Origin of the sequence: Nocardia fusca NBRC 14340, from assembly GCF_001618425.1 — a bacterium.
In the GTDB taxonomy this organism is placed as follows: Bacteria; Actinomycetota; Actinomycetes; order Mycobacteriales; family Mycobacteriaceae; genus Nocardia; species Nocardia fusca.
In genome coordinates this window covers 134,523-158,310 of record NZ_BDCU01000050.1, presented here as the reverse complement: position 1 = coordinate 158,310, position 23,788 = coordinate 134,523, and the positions used below count along the sequence as shown (strand labels likewise).

Sequence of the window (23,788 nt, the reverse complement as noted above, 5' to 3'; positions counted from 1 at the left end):
CGCCCGCGCGCCGACCTGTGAGAGAAGTGGCCGGTGGTACCGCCGGGACAGGGGTGGCCGGTTTCTGCTCCGCATCCCGATCGCGCTGCCGGGAGGATACGGCGATCGGGTGGTTAACCGGGGGTGGCGGTCGATCGTCGCCCGGGTTTCGTGTTACCGTGAAGACCCGTGGGTCATACACGGATTCAGGCGCGGGCTGCCACCAAGCATATTTTCGTCAGCGGTGGCGTGGCCTCCTCACTCGGTAAGGGTCTCACCGCCTCCAGCCTCGGTCAGTTGCTGACCGCGCGGGGGCTACGGGTCACCATGCAGAAACTCGACCCCTATCTGAATGTCGATCCCGGCACCATGAATCCGTTCCAGCACGGCGAGGTGTTCGTGACCGAGGACGGGGCCGAGACCGACCTCGATGTGGGGCACTACGAACGTTTCCTCGACCGGGACCTCTCCCGGGACGCCAACGTCACCACCGGTCAGGTGTACTCGTCGGTGATCGCCAAGGAACGGCGCGGCGAGTACCTCGGCGATACCGTGCAGGTCATCCCGCACATCACCGATGAGATCAAGGCGCGCATCCTGGCCATGCGCGGCCCGGACCTGCAGGGGCAGGAACCGGATGTGGTGATCACCGAGATCGGCGGCACGGTGGGCGATATCGAATCGCAGCCGTTCCTCGAAGCGGCCCGGCAGATCCGCCACGACGTCGGCCGCGACAATGTCTTCTTCCTGCACGTTTCGCTGGTTCCGTATCTGGCCCCCTCGGGCGAGCTCAAGACCAAACCCACCCAGCACTCGGTGGCCGCGCTGCGCAGTATCGGTATCCAGCCCGACGCGCTGATCCTGCGCTGTGACCGCGAGGTACCGGCCGGCCTGAAGAACAAGATCGCGCTGATGTGCGATGTGGAAGTCGACGCCTGTATCTCCACCCCCGACGCGCCGTCGATCTACGACATCCCCAAGGTGCTGCACCGGGAGGCCCTCGACGCCTACGTCGTGCGCAAACTCGGGCTGCCGTTCCGGGACGTGGACTGGACGATCTGGGGCGATCTCCTCGACCGCGTCCATGCGCCGCGGGAGACGGTGGAGGTCGCGCTGGTCGGCAAGTACGTAGACCTGCCCGATGCCTACCTGTCGGTCACCGAGGCGCTGCGGGCCGGTGGTTTCGCGCATCGGGCCAAGGTGAAACTGCGCTGGGTACGGTCCGACGATTGCGAGACCCCGGCCGGCGCGCAGGCCGCCCTGCGCGATGTGGACGCGGTCCTCATCCCCGGCGGATTCGGGATCCGGGGGATCGAAGGCAAGGTCGGTGCCATCCACCACGCCCGTACCCGTGGGCTGCCGCTGCTCGGGCTGTGCCTGGGCCTGCAGTGCATGGTCATCGAGGCCGCGCGGTCGGTGGGCCTGGCCGACGCCAACTCCGCCGAGTTCGAACCGGAGACCGAGCACCCGGTGATCTCCACCATGGCCGACCAGGAACAGGCCGTGGCCGGGGAGGCCGATCTGGGCGGCACCATGCGGCTCGGCGCCTATCCGGCGGTACTGGAGAAGGGATCTGTGGTGGCCCGGGCCTACCACGCCACCGAGGTCTCCGAACGGCACCGGCACCGCTACGAGGTGAACAACGCCTACCGCGACAAGATCGCCGCCAGCGGGTTGCGGTTCAGCGGCACGTCCCCGGACGGGCATCTGGTGGAGTTCGTCGAACTGCCCGCCGATATCCATCCCTTCTTCGTCGGCACCCAGGCCCATCCGGAGCTGAAGAGCCGGCCGACCCGGCCGCATCCGCTGTTCGCCGAACTGATCGCCGCCGCGCTGCGGTACAAACTGGCCGAACGGCTGCCGGTCGATATCCCCGGTGAAGAAGAACTGGCCGGTACCTCCGAGCGGGTGTCGTGACCCCCGCGAACCCGGCGCCCGGCAGTCACGCCTTCGCGACGGTCGACAGCCGGATCGTGTACTCGGGGGCGATCCTGGCGCTGCGGGTGGACCGGGTGGAGATGCCGGACGGGCGGGTCGTGGAACGCGAGGTCGTCGAACACCACGGTGCGGTCGCCGTGGTCGCGGTCGACGACGACGGCCGGGTGGTGCTGATCCGCCAGTACCGTCATCCGCTCGGGGAGCGGCTGCTCGAACTCCCGGCCGGCCTGATCGACATCCAGGGCGAGGATCCGCTGCAGGCCGCACGCCGCGAACTCGCCGAGGAAACCGGCCTGGCCGCGCGGGACTGGTCGGTGCTGGTGGATGTCGCGCTGTCGCCGGGTTTCACCGACGAGGCGCTGCGCGTGTATCTGGCGCGCGGGCTCAGCGACACCGAACGACCGGCGCCCGAACACGAGGAAGCCGACCTGGAGTTGGTGCGGATGCCGGTCGCCGAGGCGGTCCGCGCGGCGCTGGCCGGGACGATCGTGAACGCCACCGCCGTCGCCGGTCTGCTGGCGTTGAGCGCTGCCGACGCCGCCGGCCTGCCGCTGCGGCCGGCCGACGCGCCGTGGCCGGGACAACCGGACGCCCTGCTGCGCCGCCAGGCCGCGCAGCGGGACACGGACTGACCAGGGGCCGGCGGTGCGGGAGGTCGATATCTTCCTGGACCATCTGGCCGTGGAGCGGGGTGCCGCGCGCAGCACCCTCTCCGCGTACCGCCGGGACCTGTCCCGGTACCGGGAGTTCCTGAGCGAACGCGGTCGCGCCGACCTGGCGTCGGTCGCGGAACGCGATATCACCGAGTTCGCGGTCGCGCTGCGGGCCGGTGGCGCGCAGCATCCCCCGCTGGCGCCGGGCTCGGTGGCGCGGGCATTGATCGCGGTGCGCGGGTTGCACCGGTTCGCGGCTGCCGAAGGGCTGACCAGCGCCGATGTCGCGCATGCCGTCAAACCACCGATGGTGGGCCAGCGACTGCCCAAAGCGCTCCCGGTGGATCAGGTGTTGCGGCTGCTGGACGCGGCGGATGCCGGCGCCGGGGCCGGTGGCGAAGCCGCGGCGCGTGGGTTGCGGGACCGGGCGATGCTGGAACTGCTCTACTCGACCGGTGCGCGGATCTCCGAGACCGTCGGCCTCGATATCGACGACATCGACCTCGACGACCGGGCGGTCGTCCTGCGCGGTAAGGGCGGTAAACAGCGGATCGTGCCCATCGGCCGCCCCGCGCTGGCCGCGGTGGACGCCTACCTGGTGCGCGGCCGGCCCGCCCTCGCGGCCCGCGCCCGCCGGCATACACCCGGCGCGGCGGCCGCGCTGTTCCTGAATGTGCGCGGCGGCCGGCTGTCGCGGCAGAGTGCCTGGCAGGTGCTCCAGCGCGCCGCCGAGCACGCCGGGATCACCGCCACGGTCTCCCCGCACACTCTGCGGCATTCGTTCGCCACCCATCTACTCGACGGTGGCGCCGATGTGCGGGTCGTCCAGGAACTACTGGGCCACGCGTCGGTGACCACCACCCAGATCTACACGTTGGTCACGGTGGGGACGCTGCGCGAGGTCTGGGCGACGGCCCACCCGCGGGCCAGGTGAGTGGGTGTGTTCGCCGCGCGACTCCGCAGGCCACGCCGTGAACACCAACACGCCGCGGATACACGCGGCGCTCGAGTGGGGTCAACCGGTAGCGTCTAGGACTAGCCGGACCGTGGCGAAAGCGAGACCGTGCCTTGATCGGCCTCGTTACGCTCTACGAGGTGACGGACAGGTAGGAACGTATAAGGAGCAGCGGATCGTGACGACAGCCGGATCGGCGGACTCGCCCAAGGGCGCCGAGAGCGACGATCGCGCCGCGTCTGTGTGGGGCGCGGGCCCCGAACCCGTTCCTGCCGACGCTGCGCTCGGGCCGACGGGGCGGCCCCTGCGTGCGGTCCCGGATCCGCCCGAGCCGTCGCACGAGGGCAATGCGCTCATCGTGGCGATGTGCAATCAGAAAGGCGGGGTGGGTAAGACCACGTCGACGATCAATCTGGGGGCGGCGCTGGCCGAATACGGACGCCGGGTACTGCTGGTGGATCTCGATCCGCAGGGCGCGCTGTCGGCGGGTCTGGGTGTGGCACACCACGATCTGGACCTGACCGTGCACAATCTGCTCATCGGGGCGCCGGTGAGCGCCGACGACGTGCTCATGCAGACCAAGGTCGAGAATCTGGATCTGCTGCCCAGCAATATCGACCTGTCGGCGGCCGAGATCCAGTTGGTGAACGAGGTCGGCCGCGAGCAGTCGCTGGGCCGTGCGCTGGAACCGATCCGCGACCGTTACGACTACATCCTCATCGATTGCCAGCCGTCGCTCGGTCTGCTCACCGTGAACGCGCTCGCCTGCTCCGACGGGGTGATCATCCCGATGGAATGTGAGTACTTCTCGTTGCGTGGGCTGGCCCTGCTCAACGACACCGTGGAAAAGGTCCGGGACCGGCTGAATCCGCGGCTGAGCCTGTACGGCATCGTGGTGACCATGTTCGACGCCCGGTTGCTGCATTCCCGCCAGGTGATGGCGCGGGTGGTGGAGGTCTTCGGGGAACTCGTCTACGACACCGCGATCGCGCGGACGGTCCGGTTCCCGGATGCCAGCGTCGCCGGTGAACCGATCACCACGTGGGCGCCGAAATCCAGTGGCGCCGAGGCGTATCGGGCGATGGCACGGGAAGTCATCCACCGGTCCGGGCGGTGAGCGGGCCGCCCCGGCCGGCATCGTCGACGAGCAACGCACCCGCCGCACCCGCGGATCCGGCGGGTGCGGCAGCGGAGAAGTCCGGTTTCCATCTGCGGTTGAGCAATTTCGAGGGCCCGTTCGACCTGCTGCTCCAGCTGATCTCGCAACGCCGTCTCGATGTGACCGAGGTGGCGCTGCACAAGGTCACCGACGAGTTCATCGCCTACACCAAGGCATTGACCGCCGCGTTGAACCAGCCGGGCAATTCGCTGCGCACGGACAAGATCCTGGATCAGACCACCGAGTTCCTGGTGGTGGCGGCGACCCTGCTCGATCTGAAGGCGGCACGGCTGCTGCCCTCGGGCGAGGTGACCGACCCCGACGATCTGGAGTTGCTCGAGGCCCGGGATCTGCTGTTCGCCCGGCTGCTGCAGTATCGGGCGTTCAAGCAGGTCGCCGAGTTGCTAGCGGAACTGGAGGCGGCCGCGCTGCGCCGGTATCCGCGCAGTGTCGGGTTGGAGGAGCGGTTCGCGAGTCTGCTGCCGGAGGTCACCCTCGGGGTGGACGCGGCCGGTTTCGCCGAGATCGCGGCGGCGGCGTTCCGGCCGCGGCCGGTGCCGACCGTGGGCCTGGACCACCTGCACGCGCATGCGATATCGGTGGCGGAGCAGGCGACGCTCGTGCTGGAACGGCTGCGCGCCCGGGGCGTGGGGGTCTGGGCCACGTTCGCCGACCTGGTGGCCGATTGCGCGGCGCCGATCCAGATCGTGGCGCGGTTCCTGGCGTTGCTCGAGCTGTATCGGGGTAAGACGATCGAGTTCGACCAGCCCGACCCGCTGGGCCCGCTCGCCGTGCGCTGGATCGGCGACGACGAGCACGGCGGTGCCGTGCCGGTGACCATAGAAGAGGACTACGGATGAGCGAGTCGGGCCCGGAGGCGGAGGTGCAACACGGCCGCGCGGGAGCCGCCACGCGCCCGCGGCGGACAGAGCACGAACGAGCCGGGACCGGAAGGCGGGAGCGCAGCGTGACCAAATCGGGCTCTCGCACGTACGTGGAGGACAGAGCATGACCGAGGCTGTGACCGATATCGCGCTCGAGCCGTTGGACGACGACGAATTCCGGGCCGCACTCGAGGCGTTGCTGCTCGTGGTGGACACTCCGGCGCCGGTGGAGCAGCTGGCCACCGCGCTGGAGGAGACCCCGCAGCGGGTGGAGCGCACCCTGCGGGAGATGTCGGCGGAACTGGCCGCCCGGCGCAGCGGAATCGATCTGCGTTTCGCCGGGGACGGGTGGCGCTTCTATACTCGCAGCGAGTACGCACCGTATGTGGAGCGTATGTTGCTCGACGGCGCCCGGTCGAAGTTGACCCGGGCGGCTCTGGAGACGCTGGCGGTGGTGGCATACCGTCAGCCGGTGACCCGGGCTCGGGTCAGCGCGGTGCGCGGTGTCAACGTCGACGGTGTGATGCGCACCCTGCTGGCCAGGGGATTGATCACCGAGGCGGGCACCGACCCGGAAACCAACGGCACGCTGTACGGCACCACCGAACTGTTCCTGGAACGGATCGGATTGGCGTCGCTGAGCGATCTGCCGCCATTGGCGCCCCTGTTGCCGGGGGTGGACCTGATCGATGAGATCAACGACAGTCTGGAGACGGACCCCCGCTACACCAGGCTGCGAAAACCCGCCGAGGAGGATCTGAAACTCGGCGCCGAGGATTGACAGGAAAACGTGAAAACACCCGCTCGCCGAGATGGCATACCGGATCGTAGGAAAAGTGGCGACCAGGCCGGCCGGGCCGGTCGCGGCCGCGGCGCCCCCCGTACCGGGGACGCCCGCCGCGGTGGCAGTGATACGCCCCGCACCGGCCGTACCGGGGGGCCGCGAAGTTCCGAACGGGGGGCCCGCAGTGACCAGCTGCCGCGTTCCGGGCGTCCCGCAAGTGCGGAATCGTCGTCCGGAGGACGCGGCGCCCGCACCGCCGGTGGTCGCGGTGACTTCGCGACCCCGGGCCGGGCGGGTTCGGGCGGGACGGGTCGCGGTGGCCCCGCGGGATCGGCCCGGACCGGATCGGCCGGCGCGGGTCGCGGTGGTTCCGCGGGGACGGGCCGTGGCGGCTCGACGGCGGCGGGCCGGAGTGGCGCCGCCGGATCGCGGGCCGGCGGCCGCCCGGGCGGCGGTACGGCCCGCAAGACCCAGAGCGCTCGTTCCGGGAGCAGCGCCCCGCAGCTGAACAATGCGAAACCGGCTCGGCATCAGCATGTGGAATCGGGTGAATCCGGTCACGAGAAGTTGCCCTGGGGCGAGGGTGAACGCCTGCAGAAGGTGCTGGCCAAGGCCGGGGTGGCTTCGCGCCGGGCCGCCGAGGAGATGATCGAGCAGGGCCGCGTCGAGGTCGACGGCATCATCGTGCGCGAGCAGGGCCTGCGCATCGACCCGGAGAACGCCGTGGTGCGGGTGGACGGGACCCGGGTGGTGGTGCGCGAGGAACTGGTGCACCTGGCCCTGAACAAGCCCAAGGGCTGGCAGTCCACCATGTCCGACGATCTGGGCCGGCCCTGTGTCGGCGATATCGTCGCCGAGCGGGTCGCGGCCGGGCAGCGGTTGTTCCATGTCGGCCGGTTGGACGCCGATACCGAGGGGTTGCTGCTACTCACCAATGACGGTGACCTCGCGCACCGGCTGATGCACCCCTCCTACGAGGTGTCCAAGACCTACCTGGCGACCGTGCAGGGCGAAGTGCACCGTTCGATCGGCAAGATCCTGCGTGAGGGCGTGGAGCTCGACGACGGACCGGCCAAGGTGGACCGCTTCCAGGTGCTCGAGGTCGACGCGGGACGTTCCCTGGTGAAAGTGGTGTTGCACGAGGGGCGCAAACATATCGTGCGGCGGCTGCTGGACGCGGTCGGGCACCCGGTGACCAGGCTCGTCCGCACCCATATCGGCCCGGTCGTCCTGAACGACCAGCGTCCGGGCACGCTACGCGTGCTGGGGCGCGATGAAATCGGCAAACTCTACGAGGCGGTGTCTTTGTGAACGGTGTGGAAGCTCCGGTGGGGGTCGTCGTGGATCCGGCCCGCGACCGGTCCCTGGTCGTCGCGATGGACGGTCCTTCGGGGACCGGTAAGTCCAGTGTGTCGCGGCGGCTGGCGGCGCGGCTTTCGGCCCGCTACCTCGATACCGGCGCCATGTACCGGGTCGCCACGCTGCAGGTGCTGCGTGCGGGGGTCGACCCGGCGGATTCCGCCGCGGTGGCCGCGACGGTCACCGATATGCCGTTGCGGATCGGTACCGATCCCGAACGGGAACTGATCGAACTCGACGGTGACGATGTGCGTACCGAGATCCGCGGATCCGAGGTCACCGCGGCGGTATCGGCCGTCTCGGCGGTGCCGGAGGTCCGGGAGCAACTGGTGGCGCTGCAGCGCGAGATCGCGGTGAGCGCGGGCCGGATCGTGGTCGAGGGCCGCGATATCGGCACCACCGTCCTGCCCGACGCCGACGCCAAGATCTACCTGACCGCGTCCGCGCAGGCGCGCGCCCATCGGCGTAATCAGCAGAACATCGCCGAGGGCCGTGGGGACGACTATGCCGGGGTGCTCGCCGATGTGGAGCGCCGTGACCGCCTCGATTCGACGCGTGCGGTATCGCCGCTGCGGCGGGCCGAGGACGCGGTGCAGGTCGACACCAGCGAACTGACCATGGACGAGACCATCGAGGAGCTGTACCGCGAGGTCGGCCGGCAGTTGGACCGGCCGCGGGATCGTGCCGCGGCGCGCAGCCGGGGAGTTGCCGGATGAGCGGGGACACCGTGAGTGACGTACTTGCCGGCGACGGCGTCTGGAGCGACGAATCGGATTGGGAGCTCACCGATCTCGCCGGTGACGCCGAGGCCGCCGATCATGTGCCGATGCCCACCCTGGCCGTGGTCGGCCGCCCGAATGTCGGTAAATCGACACTGGTGAACCGCATTCTGGGCCGCCGCGAAGCCGTGGTCGAGGATGTGCCGGGGGTGACCCGGGACCGGGTCTCCTACGAGGCCAACTGGGCGGGCCGCCGTTTCTGGGTGCAGGACACCGGCGGCTGGGAACCGGACGCCAAGGGACTGCAGCAGTCGGTGGCGCGGCAGGCCGAACTCGCCATGAACACCGCCGATGCCATTGTGCTGGTGGTCGACGCGGTGGTCGGCGCGACCGCCACCGACGAGGCCGCCGTGAAGGTGCTGCGGCGGGCGAAGACACCGGTCATCCTGGTCGCCAACAAGGTCGACGACCAGCGCCTGGAGGCCGATGCGGCGGCGCTGTGGTCGCTGGGGCTCGGGGAGCCGCGTATGGTCTCCGCCGCGCACGGCCGCGGGACCGGTGACCTGCTCGACGATGTGCTCGAAGTGCTGCCGGAGACCCCGCGGGAACTCGGCGGGCCCGGCGGCGGGCCGCGCCGGGTGGCGCTGGTCGGGAAACCGAACGTCGGTAAATCGAGCCTGCTGAACAAGCTGAGCGGTGACGAGCGGTCGGTGGTGCACGATATCGCCGGCACGACCGTCGATCCGGTCGATTCGCTGGTGGAACTGGGCGGCAAGGTCTGGCGTTTCGTCGATACCGCGGGGCTGCGGCGCAAGGTCGCCAATGCCAGCGGTACCGAGTACTACGCTTCGTTGCGCACCAAATCGGCGCTGGAGGCCTCCGAGGTGGCGATCATGCTGATCGACGCCGCGCAGCCCATCACCGAACAGGATCTGCGGGTGATCAGCCTGGTCGCCGACTCCGGGCGGGCCCTGGTGCTGGCGTTCAACAAATGGGATCTGGTGGACGAGGACCGCCGTCTCCAACTCGAGCGCGAGGTCGATCGCGATCTGGTGCGGGTGCCGTGGGCGCAGCGGGTCAATATCTCCGCGCATACGGGCCGGGCGGTGCAGAAGCTCGTCCCGGCCATGGAGACCGCGCTGGAATCCTGGGACAAACGGATTTCGACCGGCCGCCTGAACACCTGGTTGAAAGAGGTGGTCGCCGCGACACCGCCGCCCATGCGCGGCGGGCGGCTGCCCCGGGTGCTCTTCGCCACCCAGGCCACTACCAGGCCACCGACCTTCGTCCTGTTCACCACCGGGTTCCTGGAGGCCGGTTATCGCCGGTTCCTGGAGCGGCGGCTGCGCGAGGAGTTCGGGTTCGACGGGTCGCCGGTGCGGATCTCGGTCCGGATCCGGGAGAAGCGCGCCAAGAAGTGAATCCGGTGCTCACCTGCCGCCACGGCGGGTGAGCACCGGCGTTTCCGGCCGGTGCCCTAGGTTCGGCCACTACCGCGGGGAGGCGCGCCAGGGGTCGCGCCGGGACAGGGCGTCGGCCAGCGGTAGCTCGTGCCGCGCTGCGTACTCGCGGCGGGCCCGGAGTTCGGCGCGGGTGCGCGGACGGAATTTCCGATCCCGGCCGCATCCGCAGCTGTCGTAGCCGTCGTATCGCACACCGGCGCTCAGGACCGCGGCGACCACCGACCAGGTAGCGCGGTCGTTTCGTCCGGGTGCGGCGAAGTCCGGTCCGGCGCAGTACATTTCGAATCCACAACGGGGGCAACCGTACCGCACGGCCGAACGTGGATCCGCCCCGGGCCGGCGACTCCAGCGTTTCTGCGATATCCGGCACGCGGGGCAGACGTAGTGCGTCCGGTACCGGTATGACCTGTCCTCGCACATGCGACGAAGGTAACGCGCCCGCGCCGGTGGACGCATCGGAATATGCTCCGGAGAGCCGGGCCCGGCCCGGTTCCGTCCGGCGGGCGGATACGGAGGGAGAAGACATTCATGGTCAGTCGCCGCGCCCGGGCGCTGTCGGTGTTCCTGCGGGTCACCCGTCGACGCGGTATGGCGACCGCGGAGAAGGCCCGGATCGCCATGGCCGAACCCGCCGGCACCCACCTCCCGCCGCGGCGGCTGCGGCGCCGGCACCGGGTCGAAGACCGCCTCGTCGACGGCTTCCCCTGCTACCGCGTGACACCCCGGACGGCGCCGGAGTCCGGGAAGGTCGTGATCTATCTGCACGGCGGTAGCTTCTTCCGGGAGATCAGCTGGTGGCACTGGCGGTTCATCGATCGGCTCGTCACGGCCGGGCACCGGGTCGAGGTGCCGGTCTATCCGCTGGCTCCGCGGTATACCTACCGGTCGGCGCGGCCGTATCTGCTCGCGGTGTACCGAGAGGTGATCGGTGCGGTGGATCCCGGGCGGGTGGTGCTCGCCGGGGATTCCGCCGGTGGCACCTTGGCGCTGCTGCTCGCCCAGGCGCTGCCGGATGCCGGACTGCCCGGCCCGGCGCGGCTGATCCTGTTCGCGCCGTGTCTCGATATGCGCCTGTCCGCGCCGGAGATCGACCGGGTGCAGGCGGACGACCCGTGGCTGGCGCGCCCCGGTCTGCTCGAAGCGGGACGCGTCTGGGCCGGCGGGGACGACCTCGGGCTGCCGGAACTCAGCCCGATCAACGGTCCGGTGGACGGGCTACCGGAAACGGATCTCTTCGTCGGCACGCACGACATCCTGTACCCCGACGCGCGCGCGTTCGCCGAACGTACCGCCGGGCGTGTGCGTCTCGTCGCCGAACCCGGCCTGTTCCATGTGTATCCGCTCGCTCCGGTCCCCGAGGCGCGTCCCGTGGTGAAAGCGGTCCTGACCACCCTGGACGGCCTGTGAGCGGCCACGCCGGCAGCCGTCGCCGGGGCGTGACGCGTGCCCGCGGACGTGGAAACGCCGGGCCGCCCGGGGAACTCGTGAACAGCCTGTGAACACCCACGGAATTCGCTTGTTTCGACCGTGACGATGCATCGCGGAGCAAAGCGCGGTACCGTACCCCGGCGTGACTACTTGTCTGCCATCGAATCACCCGAGGCGGGAGCCGTAATGACTGTCGAACCGCCACTCGAGGACGATGTCACGCAACTGGCTCAGCGCGTCGAACACGCGCGGGGCCGGCTGGCCTACCAGTTCGACCCCGCCCTCACCGAGGCACTGTCGGAATCGGAGCTACGCGCCGAACGTGAGCTCGCCGAGCGCATCCGCGAACAGGAGCGCGGGCAGCGCTGGAAGGAGATCCAAGCGGTCGCCTCGGCCAACGATCGGGCCAGGCAGACCACCGAGCAGATCGAGAAGGCGGATATGCGCGACCTCTTGCTCGCCCGTAAAGCCATCGCCGCTCAGCGCCGGGAGTCCAGCCCGCACGCCAAACTCGCGTCGCTGTACCGGCATCGATCCTGGTCGTTGCGTGCGCTGGCCGGTGTGGTCGGTGCGGGGATGCTCTGGTCGGCCGTCAACGTGCAGCAGAACATCGCCCCCACCGGTGCGTCCGATCCGCTGTTCTGGTTCAGCTATCTGCTGGAAGCGATGATCAGTGTCTGCCTGATCATCATCATGATCGGCACCAACAAGGTCGCGGAGTGGGGGGTGATCAACAACCGGAAACAGGTGGCCGCCGCGGAGATCGCGCTGCTCACCCTGACCGTGGGACTGAACACCTATCCCTATCTGAGACTCGGCGAATGGTACGACGCCGCCGTGCACGCGGTCGCCCCGGTGATGATCGGTGTCGCGCTGCTCATCCACGACGCGGCGAGCAGTCGCTACGGTATGGCGATCCTGCGGGCCACCGAACAGGTCCGCGTGCTGCCCGACCCCGCGGACCAGATCCGCAACAACCTGCCCCGGGTGAGCCTGCGGCTCGATCACGCGAAGCTGGCGACCGAACTCCCGGCCGTCGCGTCCGAGGCGAAACCGGCCGCGCTGGAGCCGGGCGGTACGAAGGCATCGGGTTCCGCATCGAGTGGCCCGGCCTTCAGGTCGGACGGCAAGGGCGGTGATACGGGAAAACGCCGGTCGGGGGATCTGGCGGAGGTCACTTCCGGGTTGATCGGGCGGACCAGTTCGCTGCTCGATGAGATGGCCGCCAATTCGCCCCTGTTCGAAGGGGACTCGGCCACGACGAAAACCGCCGATACCACCGACAAACTCCCGGTGACCAAGCCCAAGAAGCTCTCGGGATTGGGTAAGGGTTCTTCCGACGGCGCCAGGAACGGTTCCGGGGAGACCAAGGGCAAGATGTCCGGAGACAAGGAGACCGACGAGTTCCTCGACGTCGTGCGCTCCTCCGACGGCTACGACACCGGCCAGTTCCGGGTGGCCGATATCCTCGAGCAGGAGCTCGCCGACCTCCAGGCGGAGCGTCGCCGGGCCCGTTCGGGCCGCGCCCGCAGCACCTCCACCAACGGGGCCTGAGCCCGGGGGTGACCCGTGCAACCACGGGTCACCCCCGGCGCCGCTGCCGGAGCGCAGCGTTACCGTGGTGGGAGACGGTGAGGAGGCACGATGACCGAGCGCAAACCCGTGGGTGTCGACTTCGAGTCCTGGGTCGATCGCAAGATCCGGGAGGCCACCGAACGCGGCGACTTCGAGAACCTCACCGGCGCCGGTAAACCGCTGCCGGGTGCCGGGAACCCCTACCACGACGAGAACGCGTGGTTGCGCGATTATCTACGTCGCGAAGGAGTGAGCGGCGACGCCATGCTGCCGCCTTCGCTGTTGCTGCGCCGTGATGTGGAGCGGTTACCGGAGACGGTCCGCGGCGCCGCATCCGAACACGAGGTACGGGAGACGGTCGCCGAGCTCAACCGGCGCATCGTCGACTGGTTGCGGCTGCCCACCGGTCCGCAGGTGCCGATAGCACCCGTCGAGGCGGACGCGGTCGTCCGGGAATGGCGAGAGCACGCCGTCCAGGCGGACGCTCCGGCGGCGGTTCGGCGCCCGGATACCGCCCGGCCCGGCCCCGTACCCCGAGTGCGCTGGTGGCATCGGATCTTTCGCAGCCGCTGAGACCGAACCCGCCCGGACACCGCGGCGGTGCGGTTGTATGGAGGGATGGATTCAGCGACCCTCGCCGATCGGCTCGAGATCACCGATCTGCTCACCCGCTACGCCACCGCCGTCGACAGCTTGGACTGGGCGCTGTACCGCACAGTGTTCACTGCCGATGCGCAGATCGACTACAGCACGGCCGGCGGCCCGGTCGGCGATCTCGACACCGTGGTGGCCCGGCTGACCGAACAGCTGAACCTGTTCGCCCGGACGCAGCATTTCATCTCCAATATCGCGGTCGACCTCGACGGCGACACCGCGAAGGTGCGGGCGATGTTCTTCAACCCGATGATCGTGTCCCCGGGCAAACAGTTCACCTGCGGCGGCTGGTACAACCACGACCTGATCCGGACTCCCGACGGCTGGCGCAGCACCCGGCTGCTCGAGGAAGCGGCCTGGTTCGACGGCATCGAGGCCGCGTTCGCGCAGTAGGTGGCCCGGTTATCCGGTCAACGCGGTTTCGCTGTGCTCGCGCGCGCGGGTCTGCTGCGGATGCAGTTCGTACACCGCGAAGGCCGAGCGGATGACCGGCTGGGCGACATTGCGGACGCGGATACCGCCGGGTGTGGTGCCGCGTTCGCACCCGGCGTGCGCGTGCCCGTGCAGCGCCAGGTCCGCCCGGTGGGTGTCGATCGGCTCACCGAGCAGGTAGGAACCCAGGAACGGGTAGATCTCCCGCGGTTCACCGTGCAGGGTGTCGCTGACAGGGGAGTAGTGGGTGAGGACCACCGTGACATCGGTGTCCAGCTCGGCCAGCGCGGTATCGAGCCGGGTGGCCAACTCGATGGTGTGCCCGGCGAACTCACGCATCAGGTGTTCGCCGAACACGCTGGCGCATTTTCCGGCGAACCCGCCGCCGAAGCCTTTGGTTCCCGCGACGCCCAGCGTGCGTTCGCCGATCGTGACCGTGGTGGCGCTGCCCTCGAGGACCGTGATCCCGGCCGCGGCAAGCATCTCGGTGATCTCCTCGGAGAGATCGCTGTGATAGTCGTGGTTGCCGAGGACCGCGATGACCGGGACGCCGACATCGGCGAATTCCGTGGCCACCACCTCGGCTTCGGGCAGGGTCCCGTGATTGGTCAGATCCCCGGCCAACAGCAGGACATCGGCGTGGTCCGGTAGACCGCGTAGCGCGGGACGCAGCATGCCCCGCGAATCGGTACCCAGATGGACATCCCCCACAGCGGCGATCCGCATCGGTGCACTCCCTTCCGCCCGGTGTCAGTCACCGAGGTCCTCGCATTCGCCCGGGCCGGGCGTCGCGGTCACGTGTACGTCGTTGTGGATCTGGGCATCCGGCGCGATCTCGCGAACCACGTCCTCGAGCCGGCGCCGCCGCTCCGCGTTGCCCACTTCGCCGTCGAGTACCACCACGTCGCCCCGGATCCGCACTCGTACGCCCTGTTCGGCGCAGCGCGGATCCTCGGTCAATGCCCGGTGTAGTTCGGCCGCCAGGTACTCCGGTGGCCGGCCGGGCGGACGGTTTTCGGTTTCCGACATCTATCCGGCCCTTCCTGAAGTTCGATCATCGGTCCGGGTGTCGGCGATGCCGAGATCGTCGATCAACCCGAGGAACGCCCGCGCGTAGGGCGAATGTTCGGTCTGGGCGCGCACCGACGGCCAGTCCACCTGTTCGCGCAGATCGCGGGAGATACGTAACAGCGGGCTCAGGTCCAGCCGGTGCGCGTCGAAGACCAGCAGTTTGTCGACCAGCAGGTCGGTGCCGTGCACCACCGGCGCCATCGTCGGACCGACCCGCATGACCTCCGCCCGGGCCAGCAGAGCGTCGTCGACCTCGCGGTTGTTGGGCCGGTGGATGACATCGATGAGGGTGTCGCCGTCGTAGGCCTTGGTGAGCCAATCCTCGGCCGCGTCGGCGATACGCAGGCCCGCCCGGGCCAGTTCGCTGCGCGCCCGGCCGCTGTCGGCGGGTTTGACGAAGAGATCGACATCGTGGTCCGAGGGCGGTCCGCCCCGGGCGTAGACCGCGCAACCACCCGCCACGGCGAAGGGGACGTCGTGATGCGTCAGCGCATTCGCGGCTCGCGTCAGCGCGTGGAGCAACTGCTGATGGGTCGGCGCCATACGGGGCGGCTACCCGGAAACGGCACCGCCAATCAGCTGACGATCGTGATCACCAGGGCGACCGCCACCACCAGGAACGCAGCTACCAGGGCGATCGTCAGCACCACCGCCAGGACTCCGGTCGGGGGAAAATGATGCCGCGTGGCCGGCTCCTCCGCCGACAACCCGGAGGTCTGCGGGGTGTCGGGCGGTGTGGAACCCGGCGGGACTCCGCCACCCGGTTCCAGATCAGGGGTTTCGGCGGGGTCGGGATCCATGGACATACCCTCTACCTCCCTTCTCGATCGTCTCCGGGGCGCCGGGCCCGGCGGCGATGGCTCGTATCGCACAGCGGGTAGCTCCCGGAACGTTTGCAGGTACACAGCGCGACCAGGAAGTGGTCGGCGAGCAGGTGGTCACCGTCCGGGGTGACCACCTCGAGTGGGCCCTCCACCAGGACCGGACCCTCGGCGGTGAAGGTGACCCGGCGTACCGGATTCGCCGTGTCCGGTGGGATGGGGGCCGGTTCGGGCCGGATACCGCGGGTGTCGGCCGCCGCCGCCCCGTCGTCCGCCGCGGCGGGGTCGGCGTGGCGGATCGCGGCGAGCAACTCGTCGGGACCGGCCGGTGTATCAGCGGGTTCGGTCGGCACGGATCACCACCAGTTCCTCGTGCTCTTGTTCGGGCTGGATCAGGCCCCGGTCGCGCAACCACTCCAGCCGGCTGCGCATCACCGGCCCGAACGGGATGACGGTGCGGGCCACCACGGTCGCCTTCAGCCCGCCCGCTCGCAACCGGGTGAGGGTGGCGGCGATACCCGAGACCGCGGAGTGCACGATCAGCGCGGTACCGCCGATGGCGAGCAACTGCGGCATCATCTCGCACAGGGGGTCCAGCAGATGGCGGCCGTGCCAGCCGGCGTCCCAGGCGCGCGCGGGGCCGTCCTCGGGCGGATGGTGTTCGCTGGGTACATACGGCGGGTTGGCGACCACCACGTCGAACGTGCGGCCCTCGACCACCCGGGTGACGTCTCCGCACAGCAGCTCCAGCCGCACCCCGTACAGGCGGCTGTTGAACCAGGCCGAGGCCAGCGCGGCGCGCGACAGGTCCACCGCGGTGACCGCCGCCGCCCCCGACCGGGCGGCGTGGATCGCCAGCGCACCGGTTCCGGTGCACGCGTCGAGTACCTGCGCGCCGCGCGGCAGGGCCGCATCGGTCATCGCCCGGGCGAGCAGCCGGGTATCCGGCTGGGGACGGTAGACGCCGGGGACACGGACGAACACCGGACTCACCGCTCCACCGTCCGCAGTGAGCTCTCGCCCGCGCGCCAGCGGTCGAGCATCTGGTCCGCGCACCGGTCCTCGAGGAGATCGGTCGCCTGGATTCCGAAGACCACCGATTCGGCCAGTCCGGGTTCGCGGGCCAGCAGGTCGTCGAGTACCTCCCGGCGCACGACCTGTTCGTGGACGGCGTCGGCGGTCACGTGTTCGCTGTAGAACCGGACGCAGTCCGGGTGGGCGGAGAACCGCCGCAGCGCCTCGACCATCAGTTTCGAGGCCGGTGAGGAAGTGATCTCCACCGCCGCGAAATGGCCCACGACCGCACCCCGCAGCGAACGGTGCAGGCCGAACAGCGACATCATGTCGACCAGAGCGAGCATGCAGGCGGGGACGACGTCCAGATAGTGCAGGTAGCCGTCGGACAGGCCCGCGCCGCGCAGCAGGTCGGCGTAGAGCCGGGCGTGGATGCGATCCTCGTGGCCGCCGCCGAACTCGTCGAACTCGATCGCCACCAATCCGGCTTTCGCCCGGCCGCGCAGGCGGGGGATCACCCAGGCCACCGGATCGGCCTCCTTGTGGTGGTAGATCGAGCGCTGGACGAAATACTCGCGCATCTGCCACCAGGAACCGTCGTTGCGCAGCCGGCCCGCGACACCGCCGGCCACGGGCGCGGTGAGCAATCGATCCAGTTCTGCCGTGACATCGGCACCTCCGGGCACTTCGGCGCGCAGGGTGGCGAGGAACCGGCGCTCGAGTTCAGCGCGCATCCGCAACAGTCCCGGATCCCACTCCCAGTCGGCGTCCACGCCACGGAAGCCCTGATAGTGCAGCTCATAGCAGGTGTGCAGGGTCAGTTGGAAGTCGTCACCGTAGGGATCGAGATCGTCGGGGACCTCGGGTACCGGCCGTCCGGGTACGTCCCGCAGCAGCGTCAGCACGGCCGCCGACAGCGAGCCGCGGGCCACGGGGAGCGGGGGCTCGTCGACGGCGGTTTCGCGTGGGGTGAGTGTTTCGACCATGGTTCGCCTTTCGCGGCATCGAACTTCGAATCCCGGAGAGGGCAGCGGGACGCGCTGCGCGTTACTCGGCCGGATAGGGAGCTGAGCGTAGTGCTCGGGCGAGATGCGTCGCATTCCGAGCGGCGGTCGCGTTGGTGGCGGCGACCGCGCTGGGGACCTCGTCCAATTGCAGGTAGTCGATGCCGCTCATGGCCTCGCCATTCCAGTAGGTTCCGCCCTGCGCGGGCAGCGTGTAGCCGATATCGTTCAGGCCCTGGAACAGGTCGGCGGTGATCTTGTGGGCGCCGTCCTCGTTGCCGACCACCGCCGTCAGTGCGACTTTGCCGAACATGGCGGGCCGTCCCGCGTCGTCGGTTTCCGACAGCTCGGCGTCCAGTCTTTCCAGCACGCGCTGCGCCACCGACGACATATGGCCCACCCAGGTCGGGGTCGCGAAGAGCAGGATGTCCGCGCCGATGATACGGGCCCGGAGCGCGGGCCATTCGTCGCCGTCGCCCTCGTCGGCGCTGACGCCCGGATGGATATCGTGATCGACGACCCGGATCGCCTCGCCCGCCACGTCATGCTTCGCGAGTTCGTCGAGCACCTGCCGGGCCAGCAGATCGCTACTGGATTCGGCGGGTGAGCTCTTCAGCGAGCACACCAGTGCCACCGCGGTCAGAGAAGCCATTCCGGAAACCTCCGCCCCTGTTCGGTCGGCCGGTCCGACCCGGCCCTGTGCCTGTGCCTGTGTGCAATAGCCGGTGGCACCGGGGATAAACATCTCCATCCGGCCGCGCGGTGGTGTCGGCGACCGGATATGCCGGGGTAGACGGGCGGTGTACACCGTCGGCCGACCGTGCCAGAATGGTCGTCAGGTTGAAAACATGCAGCCGATCCCGGTACCGCGTATTCCTCGGTGCCCGGGTTCGATGAGCGGGAGAAGGCTCCCGCTCCGATATCTGCCCGCAGCGCGTACGCCAACCGGAAATCCCCACCAAGCAAGGGATGGGATTGATATGTCGGTTACCACCGCCCGGTGCCAGGTCGATCAGCAACGCAAGCGCGACCCGCGACCGGTGACCACCGGCCGTATGTGGTCTCGACGCAGTACCGAACACCCCGAATGCGTGATCGCCCGTGTAGAAGGCGAGTTGGATGCCGTACTGCACGAAGAACTGCGCACCCTACTCGAACGCTGCCGATCCGGCCTGTGCCGCGCTGTGGTGCTGGACCTGCGCGCGACCACCTTCATGAGCATCCGTGCCGCCGTCATCCTCGGCGAAGCCAAGGTCGCCGCGTGGCGGGCCGGTGTCGAGCTGCGGGTGGTCAGCGGCCGCAAGGAAGTGGAGCGGGCACTCGAGGTCGCCGGTGTGCGGCCGCAGTTCCAGTACTTCCCCAGCCTGAACAGCGCGCTCACGAGCTGACCCCAGTCCGCGCTCGCACCCCGCCCCGGCCGCTCGAGCGGCCGGGGCGGGGTCGCTTTCCGCGTGGGAACGGTCGATACTCGAGCCGTGTCGCGAGAAGACGGCGTTGTCGCCGAAGAATTACCGGACTCGATCGGAAGCGTTTCGCAGTGTGCGGGCGCCTTCCGGTTCTGGTTCGCCGACCAACGCTGGGAGTGGTCGGAAGCCGTCGCCGAGATGCACGGCTACCCGGCCGCGCCGATGACGCCCAGCACCGAGTTGCTGCTCGGCCACAAGCACCCCGACGACCGCGCCCAGGTGGCGAACGCTCTCGCGAAATCGGTGGCCGAGGGGGCGCCGTTCTGCAGCCGGCACCGCATCGTCGACCTCGCCGGGGATACCAAGCACGTGATCGTGGTGGCCGATGTGATGACCGACGAGCAGGGCGCCGTGATCGGTTCCGCGGGCTACTACATCGACCTCACCGAAACGCTGGCCGAGGAGCGGGAGGAGACTCTGCAGGACACGCTGCCGGGCCTCTTCGCGGCACGAGCGGTGATCGAGCAGGCCAAGGGCGCGTTGATGGTCGTGTACGGGATCAGCGCCGACCAGGCGTTCCGGGTGCTGACCTGGCGCTCCCAGGAGACCAACACCAAACTCCGGGCGCTGGCCGCCCGACTGGTCGCCGAGCTGCCCACGGTCGACTACGCCGCACCCGCACTGCGCACCGCATTCGATCATCTGCTGCTGACCGTCCACGAGCGGATCGACCACACGTGAACTGGGCGGGGTTTCGGCGATTCCGGCCGGGGTATGTGCGCATGTGACAATCAGGCCGACATCCGAGGAAGACGAACCGCGGCGTCACCGACGGTCACGGGCACCGACGGGCCCGGCGGGCGCCCCGCCCGCCGGGGTGCGGGCGGTAGGAACGAGGTGGTGGTGCGCATGGGGGAGAGTGTCTCCGATTCCGTGTATACGACATCGGCGGATACGACGGTGGGCGTACGGATTCCGGCCCGGCAGGAGCAGCTGGTGATGCTGCGCGCGCTGGCCGAGACCGTATCGCTGATCGCCGATTTCGGTCTGGACGAGGTGACCGATATCCGGCTCGCCCTCGATGAGGTGGCTACGTCGTTGATTGCGGCAGCTGTTCCCGATTCGAGTCTGACCTGCGATTTCGATTACGACGAGCAGCGCATGACAGTGCGCGTAACCTCGATCTCGGAGGTCGACTCGCTCCGCGATCAGGAGGGATTCGGCTGGCATATCGTGCGGACGCTGACCCGCTCGGTCAGCGTGGAACAGCATCCCTACGACGTGGCGAGTGGTGGTTACCCGACCGATGTCGAGTTCAGCTGGTTCCGAGGAGGCGCCGATGGCGGGTGAAGGCATACGGGCGGATCCCGGGCCTTCGCGCCGCCACCGCGGCCATGACAGTTACGACAATATCGAGCCGTTGTTCGGCAAAGCGGGCGCCCTCGCCGAGGGCGACCCCGCCCGCGCGGAGCTGCGCGCGGAGATCATGCGGCGGTGTCTGCCGCTGGCCGAGCACATCGCCAGAAGGTTCTCCGGGCGCGGTGAGAACTACGACGATCTGCTGCAGGTGGCCCGGCTGGGCCTGGTGAACGCGGTGGACCGCTTCGACGTCTCCCGTGGTTCCTCGTTCCTGTCCTTCGCCGTCCCGACCATCATGGGCGAGGTCCGCCGGCATTTCCGCGACAACACGTGGTCGGTCCGGGTGCCGCGGCGGGTCAAGGAACTGCAGCTCAACCTGGGCCCCACCATCGAGATCCTCGCGCAGCGGCTCGGGCGGGTGCCGCGGGCCAAGGAGATCGCCGCCGAACTGGAGATCGATGTGGTGGAGGTGACCCAGGCCCTCATCGCCGGTAATGCCTACCAGGCCTCCTCGCTGGACGCGCCCGCCACCGGGGAGGACGGCGACAGTTCGGCATTGCCGCTGGTGGAATCGCTGGGTGCCGAGGAGCCGTCCTACGGCTGGCTGGAGGACTACCTGGCGATCGAACCCCTGCTCGACGAGTTGTCCGAGCGGGAGCGCCAGGTGCTGCGGATGCGGTTCTTCGAATCCCGCACCCAGTCGCAGATCGCGGAGGAGCTGGGAGTGTCACAGATGCACATCTCCCGGATACTTTCGCGCACTCTCGGCTGGCTGCGTGAGCAGGCGCTGCGCGACTGACCGGCGTGCCCGGGCCGGAGGCCGGAGCGGGATCAGCGCGTCGCCGCCGGATCCGTCCGGTCGGCGGGGGCGTTGGTGAGGATGCCACGGACGAAAGCGGCCTGGCCCGCGTGCTGGAGGTCGTCGGCGATCACACTGACCAGGCGTACGCCCATGGTGACCGGCGGATCCCAGTTCGTGTCCACGATCGCGTCGAGGTCCCGGTCGTCGAGCGCGGCCAGGAACCGGACCGTGCGCGCGTGCACGGCGTCGTGGTATCCGGTGAGTAGTTCGGGCGGAGCGCTGATCAGCGCTACCTCGGCGGGAGTGTCGCCGTACCCGGTGGCGTCCCGGTCGATCGGCAGGTCGAAGCGCTCGAACCAGCCGCGGCCCGTCCACAGCGATTCGGCGCTCTGGAGTTCCGCCAGATGCTCGTCCTGGACCCGCGTGAGATGCCAGACCAGCCACGCGATGGAATTGGCCACCGGATCGAGCCGGTGGGTCAGGGCCTGCTCGTCGAGTCCGTCCACCGCTTCGTGGACCACCCCGCGGATTCGATCGAAGGCATCGGTGAGTAGATCGGCACTGTTCATTGCTGTCTCCGTCACTGCTGGATAGTGCGGCAACGCCGGCACGACGGGCCGGGTGCCGCGAGTTGTCGTCCGGTATCGCCCGCAGTACCACGGTCCGGACCGCGCAAACGGGAGTCGATGTGCCGAGAAAATAGAACATGTTCTTGCCGCGCTCGAATCACCGTGCCAAGGTGGCTCCATGGATCTGCAGGCACTCGAACTTCTCCGCGGCCTCAAGTACCGGTACTTCCGCACTCTGGATCTGAAGCAGTGGGACGATTTCGCCGCCACGCTGGATCCGGAGATCGAAGCCCGCTACGGCACCCACGCCATGGGCAAGGAGCTCACCCTCGACGGGCGCGACGCCGTGGTCGGGTTCATGCGCGAGAACATGGGCCCCGGCATCGTCACCACCCATGTGGCCAATCATCCGGAGATCGCCGTCGACGGCGACACCGCGACCGGTAGCTGGCTGTTCGAGGACACGGTACTGGCCACGGATTTCGGTGTACTGATCCGCGGCGCCGGGTACTACACCGACCGCTACCGGCGCGGCGCCGACGGAATCTGGCGTATCCACGCCACCTCCTACGTGCGGATCTACGAATCCTCGCAGTCGCTGGCCGATACCCCCAGCCATACGTTGCTCAGCAATATGTGGGCGACCGGCACGAAGTGAGCCCGGTCAGGGCACCAGGACCGCGCGACCCCGGATCCTGCCCTGTTCGAGCAGTTCGTAGGCGTGCGCGCCCTCCTCGAGGGGGAACTGCTGGGTGCGCGCGGTGATCCGGCCCTCCCGGGCCAGCGCGATACTGTCGATGAGATCGCGTTTGGTGCCGCCGTAGGATTTGCGCACCGTCGCGCCCCACGGCAGCCCCGGGCCACCCGCGGGGCCCGCGGTGATACCGGGATCGCCCTCGCCCAACCCGATCATCCGGTAGGCCCCGTTGGGGCCGACCGATTCGACCGAGAGCTTCGCGGTCGCGTCCACGCCCACGAAGTCGAATACCGCTTCCGCGCCGCGGCCGCCGGTCATGGCGAGGATCCGAGCCGCGGTGTCCGCGTCGGCCGCGAGTCCCTCGTGCGCACCGCATTCCGCCGCCAGCTCGAGTTTGTCCGGATCGGTGTCCACCGCGATCACCCGCACCGGGGTGATCGCACGCAGGATCTGGATGCCGACATGGCCGAGCCCGCCGGCTCCGATCACCACCGCCGTGGCCCCGGGATAGAGCTGATCGCGGGCGCCGCGGATGGCGTGGTAGCTGGTGAGCGCGGCGTCGGCCAGCGGTGCGGCGGCGACGAAGTCCATATCGCCGATGGGAACGAAGGAATCGGCCGGGACGGCCACGTATTCGGCCATACCGCCGTCGGGCCCGAGTCCGGGACAGGGTGGCATGGCGACCCGCCCGGCCGCCCGGCACACGTTCTCGTTACCGCTCGCGCATTCCGGGCAGCGCCCACACGACCAGCACAGATACACCACACCGCGTTCGCCGGTCGTCCGCCCGGCCACCTGGTCGCCGACCGCGGCGATGGTGCCGGCGATCTCGTGGCCGAGGGTCAGCGGGTCCTCGCGGACCTTGACGGGGAGGTGAAGGACATGCAGGTCGGAGTGGCAGATCCCGGAGGCGCCGACCTGGATCAGCAGCTCGCCCGGGCCCGGTTCCGGAGTCGGGACCTCACGTATCTCCAGGGTGCCGGGTTCGGTGAGTTGCAGCGCTCTCATGGGTGTCCTCCCGCTCCGGCCGACTATGGCGTGCCTCACAAACTAGGCGTCTCCG

29 protein-coding genes are annotated in these 23,788 nt (G+C 69.2%); 18 read left to right on the top strand and 11 right to left on the bottom strand.

All coding sequences use genetic code 11. The features are described 5' to 3' along the window. The first annotated feature begins 168 nt into the window (after nt 1-168). From pyrG to der, 9 genes are all read left to right on the top strand, one after another. Nucleotides 169-1,896, top strand: a complete 1,728-nt coding sequence (gene pyrG, locus NF4_RS29975; protein ID WP_063130728.1) for a CTP synthase — start codon at nt 169-171, stop codon at nt 1,894-1,896. Beyond that, nucleotides 1,893-2,549: an NUDIX domain-containing protein gene (locus tag NF4_RS29970; protein WP_063130727.1), complete on the top strand. Its 657-nt coding sequence runs from the start codon at nt 1,893-1,895 to the stop codon at nt 2,547-2,549. The genes pyrG and NF4_RS29970 overlap by 4 nt, the downstream gene beginning before the upstream one ends. A gap of 13 nt (nt 2,550-2,562) precedes the next feature. Then, the gene (gene xerD / locus NF4_RS29965) at nt 2,563-3,504 is read left to right on the top strand and encodes a site-specific tyrosine recombinase XerD (RefSeq protein ID WP_063130726.1); all 942 of its coding nucleotides are present in this window, start codon (nt 2,563-2,565) and stop codon (nt 3,502-3,504) included. 262 nt (nt 3,505-3,766) lie between these two features. Next, on the top strand, nt 3,767-4,642 hold the full coding sequence (locus tag NF4_RS29960) for a ParA family protein (protein WP_051714501.1): 876 nt from the start codon (nt 3,767-3,769) through the stop codon (nt 4,640-4,642). Further along, nucleotides 4,639-5,544: a segregation and condensation protein A gene (locus tag NF4_RS29955; RefSeq protein ID WP_063130725.1), complete on the top strand. Its 906-nt coding sequence runs from the start codon at nt 4,639-4,641 to the stop codon at nt 5,542-5,544. Before NF4_RS29960 ends, NF4_RS29955 begins: the two co-directional genes overlap by 4 nt. 148 nt (nt 5,545-5,692) lie before the next feature. Continuing rightward, nucleotides 5,693-6,349: an SMC-Scp complex subunit ScpB gene (gene scpB, locus NF4_RS29950; protein WP_063130724.1), complete on the top strand. Its 657-nt coding sequence runs from the start codon at nt 5,693-5,695 to the stop codon at nt 6,347-6,349. A 9-nt stretch (nt 6,350-6,358) separates the two neighbouring features. Further along, complete coding sequence (locus NF4_RS37065) at nt 6,359-7,663, top strand: pseudouridine synthase (protein ID WP_084533624.1); 1,305 nt, start codon at nt 6,359-6,361, stop codon at nt 7,661-7,663. A gap of 65 nt (nt 7,664-7,728) precedes the next feature. Further along, entirely contained in the window at nt 7,729-8,427 is a 699-nt protein-coding gene (gene cmk, locus NF4_RS29940) for a (d)CMP kinase (RefSeq protein ID WP_063130765.1), read from the top strand. Then, nucleotides 8,424-9,851 carry a ribosome biogenesis GTPase Der gene (gene der / locus NF4_RS29935; RefSeq protein ID WP_063130723.1) on the top strand — a complete coding sequence of 476 codons (1,428 nt, stop codon included), beginning with the start codon at nt 8,424-8,426 and terminating at the stop codon, nt 9,849-9,851. The genes cmk and der overlap by 4 nt, the downstream gene beginning before the upstream one ends. 69 nt (nt 9,852-9,920) lie before the next feature. Here the strand turns inward: der and NF4_RS29930 are convergent, their stop codons facing one another. Then, the gene (locus NF4_RS29930; protein ID WP_063130722.1) at nt 9,921-10,172 is read right to left on the bottom strand and encodes a hypothetical protein; all 252 of its coding nucleotides are present in this window, start codon (nt 10,170-10,172) and stop codon (nt 9,921-9,923) included. 249 nt (nt 10,173-10,421) lie between these two features. Between NF4_RS29930 and NF4_RS29925 the strand changes: the two genes are divergently transcribed. From NF4_RS29925 to NF4_RS29910, 4 genes are all read left to right on the top strand, one after another. Beyond that, a complete protein-coding gene (locus NF4_RS29925) occupies nt 10,422-11,300 on the top strand; it encodes an alpha/beta hydrolase fold domain-containing protein (protein WP_063130721.1) in 879 nt (292 codons plus the stop codon). A 207-nt stretch (nt 11,301-11,507) separates the two neighbouring features. Beyond that, on the top strand, nt 11,508-12,875 hold the full coding sequence (locus tag NF4_RS29920) for a hypothetical protein (RefSeq protein ID WP_063130720.1): 1,368 nt from the start codon (nt 11,508-11,510) through the stop codon (nt 12,873-12,875). 90 nt (nt 12,876-12,965) lie between these two features. After that, the gene (locus NF4_RS29915; protein ID WP_063130719.1) at nt 12,966-13,469 is read left to right on the top strand and encodes a DnaJ family domain-containing protein; all 504 of its coding nucleotides are present in this window, start codon (nt 12,966-12,968) and stop codon (nt 13,467-13,469) included. Nucleotides 13,470-13,514: 45 nt separating this feature from the next. Continuing rightward, on the top strand, nt 13,515-13,943 hold the full coding sequence (locus NF4_RS29910) for a nuclear transport factor 2 family protein (protein WP_063130718.1): 429 nt from the start codon (nt 13,515-13,517) through the stop codon (nt 13,941-13,943). Nucleotides 13,944-13,952: 9 nt separating this feature from the next. On the opposite strand, the gene NF4_RS29905 is transcribed toward NF4_RS29910, so the two are convergent. The 8 genes from NF4_RS29905 to NF4_RS29870 form a co-directional block, all read right to left on the bottom strand. Further along, nucleotides 13,953-14,708 (bottom strand): metallophosphoesterase family protein, encoded by a 756-nt coding sequence (locus NF4_RS29905; protein WP_063130717.1) that lies wholly within the window; start codon nt 14,706-14,708, stop codon nt 13,953-13,955. A 24-nt stretch (nt 14,709-14,732) separates the two neighbouring features. Next, the gene (locus tag NF4_RS39590; protein WP_063130716.1) at nt 14,733-15,011 is read right to left on the bottom strand and encodes a BON domain-containing protein; all 279 of its coding nucleotides are present in this window, start codon (nt 15,009-15,011) and stop codon (nt 14,733-14,735) included. Next, a complete protein-coding gene (locus NF4_RS29895; protein ID WP_063130715.1) occupies nt 15,012-15,596 on the bottom strand; it encodes a nucleotidyltransferase family protein in 585 nt (194 codons plus the stop codon). Nucleotides 15,597-15,628: 32 nt separating this feature from the next. After that, nucleotides 15,629-15,859 (bottom strand): DUF6480 family protein, encoded by a 231-nt coding sequence (locus NF4_RS29890; protein ID WP_084533620.1) that lies wholly within the window; start codon nt 15,857-15,859, stop codon nt 15,629-15,631. A 5-nt stretch (nt 15,860-15,864) separates the two neighbouring features. Continuing rightward, nucleotides 15,865-16,227: a CDGSH iron-sulfur domain-containing protein gene (locus NF4_RS40165; protein ID WP_369690956.1), complete on the bottom strand. Its 363-nt coding sequence runs from the start codon at nt 16,225-16,227 to the stop codon at nt 15,865-15,867. Then, nucleotides 16,208-16,867 carry a HemK2/MTQ2 family protein methyltransferase gene (locus NF4_RS29880; RefSeq protein ID WP_369690955.1) on the bottom strand — a complete coding sequence of 220 codons (660 nt, stop codon included), beginning with the start codon at nt 16,865-16,867 and terminating at the stop codon, nt 16,208-16,210. Before NF4_RS29880 ends, NF4_RS40165 begins: the two co-directional genes overlap by 20 nt. Next, nucleotides 16,864-17,874, bottom strand: a complete 1,011-nt coding sequence (locus NF4_RS29875; RefSeq protein WP_063130714.1) for an iron-containing redox enzyme family protein — start codon at nt 17,872-17,874, stop codon at nt 16,864-16,866. Before NF4_RS29875 ends, NF4_RS29880 begins: the two co-directional genes overlap by 4 nt. 61 nt (nt 17,875-17,935) lie before the next feature. After that, the gene (locus tag NF4_RS29870) at nt 17,936-18,544 is read right to left on the bottom strand and encodes a flavodoxin family protein (RefSeq protein ID WP_063130760.1); all 609 of its coding nucleotides are present in this window, start codon (nt 18,542-18,544) and stop codon (nt 17,936-17,938) included. Nucleotides 18,545-18,872: 328 nt separating this feature from the next. Between NF4_RS29870 and NF4_RS29865 the strand changes: the two genes are divergently transcribed. From NF4_RS29865 to NF4_RS29850, 4 genes are all read left to right on the top strand, one after another. Further along, nucleotides 18,873-19,280, top strand: coding sequence for an STAS domain-containing protein (locus NF4_RS29865; RefSeq protein ID WP_063130713.1), 408 nt, complete (start codon nt 18,873-18,875; stop codon nt 19,278-19,280). A gap of 87 nt (nt 19,281-19,367) precedes the next feature. Further along, nucleotides 19,368-20,039 carry a PAS and ANTAR domain-containing protein gene (locus tag NF4_RS29860; RefSeq protein WP_063130712.1) on the top strand — a complete coding sequence of 224 codons (672 nt, stop codon included), beginning with the start codon at nt 19,368-19,370 and terminating at the stop codon, nt 20,037-20,039. A gap of 168 nt (nt 20,040-20,207) precedes the next feature. After that, a complete protein-coding gene (locus NF4_RS29855) occupies nt 20,208-20,648 on the top strand; it encodes an ATP-binding protein (protein WP_063130711.1) in 441 nt (146 codons plus the stop codon). Then, on the top strand, nt 20,638-21,456 hold the full coding sequence (locus NF4_RS29850) for an RNA polymerase sigma factor SigF (RefSeq protein WP_063130710.1): 819 nt from the start codon (nt 20,638-20,640) through the stop codon (nt 21,454-21,456). Before NF4_RS29855 ends, NF4_RS29850 begins: the two co-directional genes overlap by 11 nt. Before the next feature lie 32 nt (nt 21,457-21,488). Here NF4_RS29850 and NF4_RS29845 read toward each other — a convergent pair whose 3' ends face one another. Beyond that, nucleotides 21,489-22,028, bottom strand: a complete 540-nt coding sequence (locus NF4_RS29845; RefSeq protein ID WP_063130709.1) for a mycothiol transferase — start codon at nt 22,026-22,028, stop codon at nt 21,489-21,491. A gap of 178 nt (nt 22,029-22,206) precedes the next feature. On the opposite strand from NF4_RS29845, the gene NF4_RS29840 reads away from it, so the two are divergent. Continuing rightward, nucleotides 22,207-22,686, top strand: coding sequence for a nuclear transport factor 2 family protein (locus tag NF4_RS29840; RefSeq protein WP_063130708.1), 480 nt, complete (start codon nt 22,207-22,209; stop codon nt 22,684-22,686). Nucleotides 22,687-22,692: 6 nt separating this feature from the next. Here the strand turns inward: NF4_RS29840 and NF4_RS29835 are convergent, their stop codons facing one another. Beyond that, nucleotides 22,693-23,733, bottom strand: a complete 1,041-nt coding sequence (locus NF4_RS29835; RefSeq protein ID WP_063130707.1) for an NAD(P)-dependent alcohol dehydrogenase — start codon at nt 23,731-23,733, stop codon at nt 22,693-22,695. Between the last annotated feature and the right edge of the window lie 55 nt (nt 23,734-23,788).